Origin of the sequence: Flavobacterium sp., assembly GCF_043756175.1 — a bacterium.
Lineage (GTDB): Bacteria > Bacteroidota > Bacteroidia > Flavobacteriales > Flavobacteriaceae > Flavobacterium.
The window spans coordinates 1-5,658 of record NZ_JAYURN010000046.1 but is presented as its reverse complement, the minus strand read 5'-3'; the positions used below and the strand labels follow the sequence as shown (position 1 = coordinate 5,658).

6 protein-coding genes are annotated in these 5,658 nt (G+C 33.1%); all 6 read right to left on the bottom strand.

The features are described from left to right. Window positions 1-6: 6 nt before the first annotated feature. Window positions 7-819, bottom strand: a complete 813-nt coding sequence (locus ACH2BP_RS02815; protein ID WP_395056800.1) for a purine-nucleoside phosphorylase — start codon at window positions 817-819, stop codon at window positions 7-9. 16 nt (window positions 820-835) lie between these two features. Beyond that, window positions 836-1,888 carry a hypothetical protein gene (locus tag ACH2BP_RS02810; protein ID WP_395056798.1) on the bottom strand — a complete coding sequence of 351 codons (1,053 nt, stop codon included), beginning with the start codon at window positions 1,886-1,888 and terminating at the stop codon, window positions 836-838. 110 nt (window positions 1,889-1,998) lie between these two features. Further along, window positions 1,999-3,036, bottom strand: a complete 1,038-nt coding sequence (gene lpxK / locus ACH2BP_RS02805; RefSeq protein WP_395056796.1) for a tetraacyldisaccharide 4'-kinase — start codon at window positions 3,034-3,036, stop codon at window positions 1,999-2,001. Window positions 3,037-3,055: 19 nt separating this feature from the next. Beyond that, window positions 3,056-3,550 carry a GNAT family N-acetyltransferase gene (locus ACH2BP_RS02800; RefSeq protein ID WP_395056794.1) on the bottom strand — a complete coding sequence of 165 codons (495 nt, stop codon included), beginning with the start codon at window positions 3,548-3,550 and terminating at the stop codon, window positions 3,056-3,058. Window positions 3,551-3,556: 6 nt separating this feature from the next. Beyond that, window positions 3,557-4,441 carry a bifunctional 5,10-methylenetetrahydrofolate dehydrogenase/5,10-methenyltetrahydrofolate cyclohydrolase gene (locus ACH2BP_RS02795; RefSeq protein ID WP_394759321.1) on the bottom strand — a complete coding sequence of 295 codons (885 nt, stop codon included), beginning with the start codon at window positions 4,439-4,441 and terminating at the stop codon, window positions 3,557-3,559. Window positions 4,442-4,514: 73 nt separating this feature from the next. Beyond that, window positions 4,515-5,658: signal recognition particle protein (gene ffh, locus ACH2BP_RS02790; protein ID WP_395056792.1), on the bottom strand; the 1,144-nt coding region annotated here is incomplete at its 5' end.

The following is a 5,658-nucleotide window of genomic DNA, read 5'->3' as shown; positions in this document are numbered from 1 at the left end:
CAGAAACTAATATTGTATAATTAATTTTTTTATCAAACTACGAACATGCGGTTCAGCTTTGCCAGCGGCTTCAAGTACCTCAGCATGTGTAATAGTATCGATGCTTTCTTCGTTACCCATATCCGTTATTACCGAGATTCCGAAAGTTTCTAAACCCATATGACTTGCTACAATAACTTCGGGAACGGTAGACATTCCTACACAATCGGCACCAAGAATTTTAACCATTCGGTATTCTGAAAGTGTTTCAAAAGTTGGTCCTTGCAAACCAAGATAAACGCCTTCTTCCACTTTAATGTTTAAATCAGAAGCAATTTCTTTTGCCTTAGCTATCATTTTACGGCTATATGGTTCACTCATATTTACAAATCGTGGGCCAAAGCGTTCATCATTTTTTCCACGAAGTGGATGTTCTGGCATAAAATTTATATGGTCTTTGATAATCACAATCGAACCTACTTTATAATTAGGATTTACACCTCCAGACGCATTAGATACAATCAATTTTTCTACTCCAAGAAATTTCATCACACGAACAGGAAAAGTAACTTGCTTCATATCGTAACCTTCATAAAAATGAAAACGCCCTTGCATGGCAACTACTTTTTTTCCGTGAATGGTTCCAAAAACTAAAGCACCTTTGTGTCCTTCAACTGTAGAAACTGGAAAATTTGGAATTTCTGAATAAGGCAAAATATATTTTACCTCGATATCATTGGTAAAATTCCCTAATCCCGAACCTAAAATAACACCATATTCTGGCGAAAAATCGGTTTTATTTATAATAAAATCAGCCGTTTGTTGTACTTGTTCCCACATAATTTATTTAAATCTATTAATTTGTAGTAATAAATATAGAATTAGCTCCCGATCCTAAATTTGCATTAGTAATAATATTTGTAGCTATACCATTTTTCCAATATTTGGCAACAGTTTGTGTAGTGGTATTTTCCCACCCTGCTACATACACATCAGTCCCTATAATTGTAAGAGCACTTGCAGTTGCAGATTGAGTACCGTCAGTAAGATTAGTAGAAATACCATTTTTCCGAAATTTTGCAACATTTTTTGTTCCATTACTTTCAAATCCTACCACATAGACATCATTACCTACAACTGTTAAATCCAACGCCATTGCAGATTTAGTTCCGTCGGTTAGACTTGTTACTATTCCATTTTTCCAATATTTTGCAATTTCTTTATCAGAAAATGCAGGTCCATTTTTTTCATATCCTGCCACATATATATCAGAGCCAGCAACTGTTAAAGCATATGCTACTGCATTTTTAGTTCCATTAGTTAGATTTGTGGCAATCCCATTTTTCCAAATTTTAGCAACACCATTGGTTCCATTATGTTCATCACCTGCCACATATACATCATTTCCTATCACTTTTATGTCATTTGCATAAGCATATTTAGTTCCATCAGTTAGACTTGTAGCAACTCCATTTTTCCAGTATTTGGCTACATCATTTGTTGTTCCGTTATATTCATACCCCGCAACATATACATCAGACCCTACAACTTCTAGAGCGAATGCATCACAATATTTAGTTCCATCTGTTAGATTTGTGGCTATTCCATTTTTCCAAATCTTAACAACATCAAACATACCATTTTTTTCTTTTCCAGCCACATACACATCATTCCCTACAACAACTAAAGATTTTGCCACTGCATTTTTAGTTCCGTCTGTTAAACTTGTTGGAGTTCCATTTTTCCAAAATTTAGCAACATTTTTTGTCCCATTAAATTCTGTTCCACAGGTATAAATGTTTGTCACTGTTGACACCTGCATTGGAATTATTGTTGGATCCTCGTTCTTACTACATGAAAATACCATTCCGAATAATACAATGGATAGAGATGTTTTTAAAAGACTCATAATATAAAGGTGTATTTAATGATTACTGCTTAATTACATATTTCCTCTTCTACAAAGAAATTTTTTATGTTTTTAAAACCGCGAGAAAAAGGCAAAATAATATTTTAGTCCTAAATATTATTTATTTTCAAATTCTTATTCACATAATTTATAATTTTTTTATCAAAATCATCTTCGTTATTTACAAATGAGCTTTTTATTGGTAAATAAAAAAGGTTGTCGCTTTTTAGTTTTTCACTAAGGCGAACAAAGTCTTTTTCGGTAGTAATAATGATTTTATTTTTTGCTTTCTCTTTAATATCAATAATATCTTTTTCTAAAAAATGATGATGATCAGGATAAATTAAACATTCGTCATTTTCGGATTGCAAATATGCAAAAAAGGATTCAGGTTTAGCAATTCCTGCAACAAGTAATTTATCAACAGTTTTTACCTCATTTACATTCAATGTTTTATTATTTGAATATATTTTATCATCATAATCTATATAAGTAAAAAACACATCTGCTTGTTTATCATTCGCACGAAGTAGCAATTTCTTTATTTTATTTTGTTCAAGTTCAGAAATATCTCTCGGAGATTTTGTGACAATTATCATATCAGCTCTTTTCGCTCCACTCCTACTTTCTCGAAGATTACCTGTGGGAAGCATGAAATCATTGATAAACAAATCGTTGTAGGCGGTAAGTAATATATAAAATCCTGCCTTCACTTTACGATGTTGAAAAGCATCGTCTAACAAAATTATGTCTGGTTTATTAGATAACGAAAGTAATTGTTCAATTCCATTTTTGCGATTGGCATCGACAGCGACTTGAATATTTGGAAATTTTTTATAAAACTGAAATGGTTCGTCACCCAAAATTTCTGCATTTGAAGTCTCATTTGCCAAGACAAAACCTTCAGATTTTCGCTTATAGCCTCGACTTAAAGTAGCAATCTGGTATTGATGAGATAATAATCTGGTTAGATATTCTATTTGTGGTGTTTTTCCTGTACCACCAACACTGAGATTCCCTACGGCAATAACTGGAATGGGAAAAGAATAGGATTTTAGAATTCCGAAATCGAAAAGAAAATTACGAATACTGGTTATAAAACCATATAAAATGGCAAATGGAAATAGTATTTTTCGCAGGAAATTCATTTTACGAATATACGATTATTTATAAAGTTTTTTCCATCACAAAATCTTCCATCAAATAACCGTTTCCAATTTCGATATCAATTGTTTTAATTACTAAATAACCCTGTTTTTTGTAGAATTCTTGTGCGTTATTGTACCTGTTTACATTTAGAAAAAGTGCTGAATTATTATTTTCAGAAGCTATTTTTTCTACTTCATTTAATAATATTTTGCCAATTCCTTTTCCTTGTGTTTCTGGTAAAACGTAAATCTTGTGTAATTTGGTTTTGTTTGAAGATTCACAATTCAATTCATACGCGCAAAAACCCAAATATTTATTATTCTCTTCGATTAATAAAAAAACTTGATTCTCATTTATCAATTGATTTTCTAAATAATCTAAATTATAAAATTTATCTAACATAAAATTGAGTTGCACTCCTGACAAAATAGAACCATAAGTGCTTGGCCAGATTTTATAAGCTAAATCTTTGACAATCTCTAATTGAGATCTTGTTGCAACAGAAATTTTCATAAAAAACTAATTATTTACTTTTCGTTGTTCTCTTGCTAGCAAAGTATTTTTTAGCAACATTGCAATAGTCATAGGACCAACTCCTCCAGGAACTGGCGTGATATAAGATGCTTTTTTAGAAACATTTTCGAAATCGACATCACCAGTAATTAAGTATCCTTTGTCGTTTGTTTCGTCTGGAACTCTAGTAATTCCAACGTCTATAATAACTGCCCCATCTTTTACCATTTCTGCTTTAAGATAATTAGGAACACCTAATGCTGAAATTATAATATCCGCTTGTGTCGTAATTTGTGCAATATTTTTAGTGTAACTATGTGTTAATGTTACTGTCGAATTTCCTGGAAAACCTTTTCTTCCCATCAAGATACTCATAGGACGACCTACAATGTGACTACGACCAATAACTACAGTGTGTTTTCCTTTGGTTTCTACTCCGTAACGCTCTAATAATTCGAGAATCCCGAAAGGTGTTGCTGGAATAAATGTAGTCATATCGAGTGCCATTTTTCCGAAATTTTCGGGATGAAAACCGTCTACATCTTTACTTGGATCTATAGCCATTAATACTTTTTGTGTATCTATTTGTTCTGGTAATGGTAATTGTACAATGAATCCGTCAATGTCGTCATTCTGATTTAATTCCTTTATTTTTTTAAGCAATTCGGTTTCTGAAGTGGTACTTGGCATTTTTATCAATGTTGATTCGAATCCTACTAATTCACAAGCTTTTACTTTACTACCAACATAGGTTAAACTGGCGCCATCGCTACCCACAATCACTGCGGCTAGGTGTGGTACTTTTTCTCCGTTGGCTTTCATTTTATTAACTTCGGCTGTAATTTCGACTTTAATGTCTTGTGCTGTTTTTTTTCCGTCTAATAGAATCATTATATTTGTTGTATTGTAGTTGTGTAATATTTTTATTAAAAAAAGACGCGATAAATCGCGCCTTTTTTTAATATTATTTCATTCCAGGCATTCCGCCTTTCATTCCGCCCATCATTTTCATCATATTTTTCCCGCCTGGACCTTGCATCATTTTCATCATTTTGCTCATTTGATCAAACTGCTTCATCAATTGATTAACTTCCTCTAACTTCCTTCCAGCTCCTTTTGCAATTCTAGTTTTTCGTTTCACATCGATTATTGCTGGTTTGCTTCTCTCGGTTGGTGTCATCGAATAAATTATAGCTTCAATATGTTTGAAAGCATCGTCTTCAATTTCAACATCTTTTAGGGCTTTTCCTGCTCCAGGAATCATACCTACTAGATCTTTCATATTACCCATTTTCTTAACTTGCTGAATTTGAGATAAGAAATCATCGAAACCAAACTCATTCTTTGCGATTTTCTTTTGGATTTTTCTAGCTTCCTCTTCATCATATTGCTCTTGCGCTCTTTCTACAAGTGACACAACATCACCCATACCAAGAATACGTTCTGCCATACGTTCTGGATAGAAAACATCGATCGCATCCATTTTTTCACCAGTCCCTACGAATTTGATTGGTTTGTTTACTACCGATTTAATCGAAATCGCAGCTCCACCACGTGTATCACCATCTAATTTAGTAAGGATTACACCGTCGAAATTTAAAATATCGTTGAAAGCTTTTGCAGTATTTACTGCATCTTGTCCTGTCATCGCATCAACAACAAACAAGGTTTCTTGTGGTTGAATCGCTTTATGAACACGAGAAATTTCTGCCATCATTTCTTCATCGACAGCTAAACGACCCGCAGTATCAACAATAACTACATTAAAACCATTAGCCTTAGCATGTTTGATTGCGTTTTGAGCAATATCGACTGGATTTTTGTTTTCTGGTTCAGAATATACCTCAACACCTATTTGTTCTCCAACTACATGTAGCTGGTTTATTGCTGCAGGACGATAAATATCACAAGCAACCAATAATGGTTTTTTGTTCTTTTTAGTTTTTAGAAAATTAGCTAATTTTCCAGAAAAAGTAGTTTTTCCTGAACCTTGTAATCCCGACATTAAAATTACAGTTGGTGTTCCAGAAAGATTAATTCCTGCCACATCACCACCCATTAATTCAGTTAGTTCATCTTTTACGATTTTAACTAATAATTGCCCTGGC

Excerpts from the sequence above, each read along its gene's own strand:
- ACH2BP_RS02800 (WP_395056794.1), bottom strand. The coding sequence starts at position 3,550 with ATGAAAATTTCTGTTGCAACAAGATCTCAATTAGAGATTGTCAAAGAT.
- ACH2BP_RS02815 (WP_395056800.1), bottom strand. The coding sequence starts at position 819 with ATGTGGGAACAAGTACAACAAACGGCTGATTTTATTATAAATAAAACC.
- ACH2BP_RS02810 (WP_395056798.1), bottom strand. The coding sequence starts at position 1,888 with ATGAGTCTTTTAAAAACATCTCTATCCATTGTATTATTCGGAATGGTA.
- ACH2BP_RS02795 (WP_394759321.1), bottom strand. The coding sequence starts at position 4,441 with ATGATTCTATTAGACGGAAAAAAAACAGCACAAGACATTAAAGTCGAA.
- lpxK (WP_395056796.1), bottom strand. The coding sequence starts at position 3,036 with ATGAATTTCCTGCGAAAAATACTATTTCCATTTGCCATTTTATATGGT.